Annotated in this window: 2 protein-coding genes and 1 pseudogene; 2 read left to right on the plus strand and 1 reads right to left on the minus strand. The window is 72.0% G+C overall.

Annotated features, from left to right (window positions below):
* A partial coding sequence (locus ACWF94_RS37365; RefSeq protein ID WP_453499199.1) for a response regulator transcription factor occupies positions 1–607 on the minus strand: 607 nt, incomplete at its 3' end.
* A 501-nt stretch (positions 608–1,108) separates the two neighbouring features.
* Here ACWF94_RS37365 and ACWF94_RS37370 point away from each other — a divergent pair.
* Together ACWF94_RS37370 and ACWF94_RS37375 are read left to right on the plus strand one after the other, a co-directional pair.
* A complete protein-coding gene (locus ACWF94_RS37370) occupies positions 1,109–2,092 on the plus strand; it encodes an alpha/beta fold hydrolase (protein ID WP_453499201.1) in 984 nt (327 codons plus the stop codon).
* A 537-nt stretch (positions 2,093–2,629) separates the two neighbouring features.
* Positions 2,630–3,151, plus strand: a pseudogene (locus ACWF94_RS37375) (M4 family metallopeptidase); the annotation flags it as partial.

Below are 3,151 nucleotides of genomic sequence, written 5' to 3' on the forward strand. Positions count from 1 at the left end.
GCCTGAGCTGTGCCATACAGACGCGGAGATGGTTGGTCTGGCCGCTGTCGGCGGCCCCCCACACTTCCTGGAGCAGCCGCTGCCGGCCCACGAGCCGGCCACGGCTGCCGATCAGCACCTCCAGCAGATGCCACTCGGTCGGGGTGAGTCTGACGTCGTACCCGTGCCGCCGGACCTTCTTCGCCAGCAGATCGACCGTGAAGTCCTCCGTGGCGATCAGACAGATGTCGTCGGCGGGCACCGCGAGCCGGCCCCGGCGGGCCGCCGCCCGGAGGCGGGCCACCAGCTCGTCCATACCGAACGGCTTGGTGAGAAAGTCGTCCGCGCCCGCGTCCAGCGCCTCGACCTTCTCCTCCGAGGTCCGCCGGGCCGAGACCACGAGGATCGGCACCCGGCTCCAGCCACGAAGGCTCCTGATGACATCGATACCGTCCATGTCGGGCAGACCGAGATCCAGCAGAACGATGTCCGGCGACCCGTCCGCGGCGAACCGGAGGGCCGTCGCCCCGTCCGGCGCGGCGTCCACCTCATAGTGACGTGCTCTCAGGTTGATCTCAAGAGCCCGTACGAGCTGTGGTTCATCCTCGACCACCAGCACCCGGGTCATCGATGTACCGCCTTTCTGTCCGCGCCGGGACCGCCGCCGTGGACCGTGCCGGGGTCCCTTTTCGGGAGGATGCGGGCCTGGCCGACCAGGACGAGTAGGGCGGGGCGACGGAAGTGTTCGGGCTTCTAGAGGAAACCCTCTGTCACCCGCCGCACCTGTCGGCCTTGACGGTCCCCATACGGTGATCGGCGTGTCCTTGACGGCTCCTCTACGCCGGAGAGGATCTTGCGCGCCACGTGTGCGGCGAGCGCGCCCGCGAGCCGTATGCCGTGACCCGTATGCCGCAACCCGCACGTCGTAACCCGTACGCCGTAACCCATGAGGCCCCCGGCCGCCCGCGCCGCCCTGGTGGCGGCCACCTCGTTGCCGGATCGGCAACAGAGCTCGCGGCGGCCGGTACGCCTGCCGCACGATCATTGTCCGAGACACCGGGCGGTGGCCGACCGGCGACGGCCCGGTGGCGCACTCGGCGCACGGCAGATCGACAGCCCCGGAGGATTCATGTCACCGTCCACGCAGGCCCTGGACATCACCCATCGTCTGGTCCCCTCTCCCGCCGGCCGGATCCATCTCGTGGAGCAGGGCACCGGCCCCTTGGTGCTGCTGGTGCACGGATTCCCCGAGTCCTGGTACTCCTGGCGCCACCAGCTCCCGATGCTCGCGGCGGCCGGGTACCGCGCGGTCGCCGTCGACGTCCGCGGCTACGGGCGCACCTCCAGGCCCGGCGATGTGTCCGCGTACCGGATGCTCGACCTGGTCGAGGACAACGCCGCCGTGGTGCACGCGCTCGGCGAGCAGACCGCGGTGGTCGTCGGCCACGACTGGGGCGCGACGATCGCCACGCACTCCGCCCTCATCAAGCCGGACGTCTTCCGCGCGGTCGGCCTGCTGAGCGTCCCCTATACGCCCCCCGGCGGGCCCCGGCCCACCGACGTCTTCAAGCAGATCGGCGGGGACGAGGAGTTCTACGTCTCCTACTTCCAGGAGCCCGGCCGGGCCGAGGCCGAGATCGAGCCCGATGTACGCGGCTGGCTCGCCGGCTTCTACGCCGCCCTGTCCGCCGACACCATGCCCGCACCGGGCGTGCCCGACCCGCACTTCATCAGCCGGGGCGGCACGCTGCGCGAGCGGTTCCCCGCGGGACTGCCCAAGTGGCTCAGCGAGGACGACCTCGACATCTACGCCGGGGAGTTCGAGCGGACCGGCCTGACCGGCGCGCTCAACCGCTACCGGAACATGGACCGGGACTGGGAGGAGCTCACCCGCTTCGCCGGTGCCCCCATCACCCAGCCCTCCCTCTTCATCGGCGGAGCCCTCGACGCCTCCACCACCTGGCTGACCGATGCGATCAAGGCGTACCCCACCACGCTGCCCGGCCTGGTCTCCTCACACATCCTCGACGGCTGCGGCCACTGGATCCAGCAGGAGCGCCCCGAGCAGGTCGGCAAGCTCCTGACCGGCTGGCTCGACTCCCTGCCCGCCTGAGTCCCCCGGGCTCCCGGCCGAATCGTCGCCTTCCCCGGGCAGGGACCGCCTTCGGCGCGTGCGTGGACGCCCTGCGGCGACCGCCCCCGGACCATCCCGGCCGGGCGGCGGTCACCGTGGCGCCGATGCCCCCGGCGGACGGCGGGCACGACGGCGACCGCCGCTCCACGAGCCAGGCCGGGAGCCGGAACCCGGTCGCCGACCGCAGGAACGACGCCGAGTGTGCCGCCGCGGCCCGGCACCGGACACATCAGAACTGTCGCCCCCGCATGACCCCCGCACCCCCCGGAAGCCACCTGGGCACAGATCAGTTACGGCCATTTCGCTGCGTCACTCCTGTCACATCGGCACCCCGGGTGTCACGCTTCCCCGTGCCCCTTGCCCCCGACAACCCCCCGAGCGCTCGCCACACCAGGCACCTCCATGCCTTCCCAAGGGGCCGCACGTATGACCCGCACCGGACGCCCCACCCGTCCGGCACCCCTGCCGACGGGCCCTGTCCCGGCCGTGACACACGGCCGCCACAGAGGAGTTCAGATGACGAGATCTCCCCGCCGAACACCGGCCGCCGCGGCGCTGCTCACCAGCGTCGCACTGCTCGCGGTGGCCCTGCCGACCACCACCGCCGGGGCCGCGCCCCCCACACCCGCCGCACTCCCCCGCGCCGGAGCACTGCCCGTGAGCCTCAGTCCGGCCCAGCAGACGAAGCTCCTCGCGGACGCCACCGCCGCTCGCGCCACCACCGCGAACGCGCTGGGCCTGGGCCGTAAGGAGAGGCTCGTACCGCGCAGCGTCCTCAAGGACGCCGACGGCACCCTGCACACCCGCTACGAGCGCACCTACGACGGGTTACCCGTCCTGGGCGGTGATCTGGTCGTCCACACCGCGCCGTCCGGTGCCGCCAAGGGTGTGACCAGGGCGACCGGGGCCCGGATCTCCGTCCCCGGCACCAGCCCGGCCCGGAAGGCCGATTCAGCCAGAGCGTCATCCATGGCGGCGGCCAAGGAGGAGGGCACCAAGGGCGCGGCACTCGGCCGGGCTCCCCGCAAGGTCATCTGG

The organism is Streptomyces sp. NPDC055078 (genome assembly GCF_053607985.1).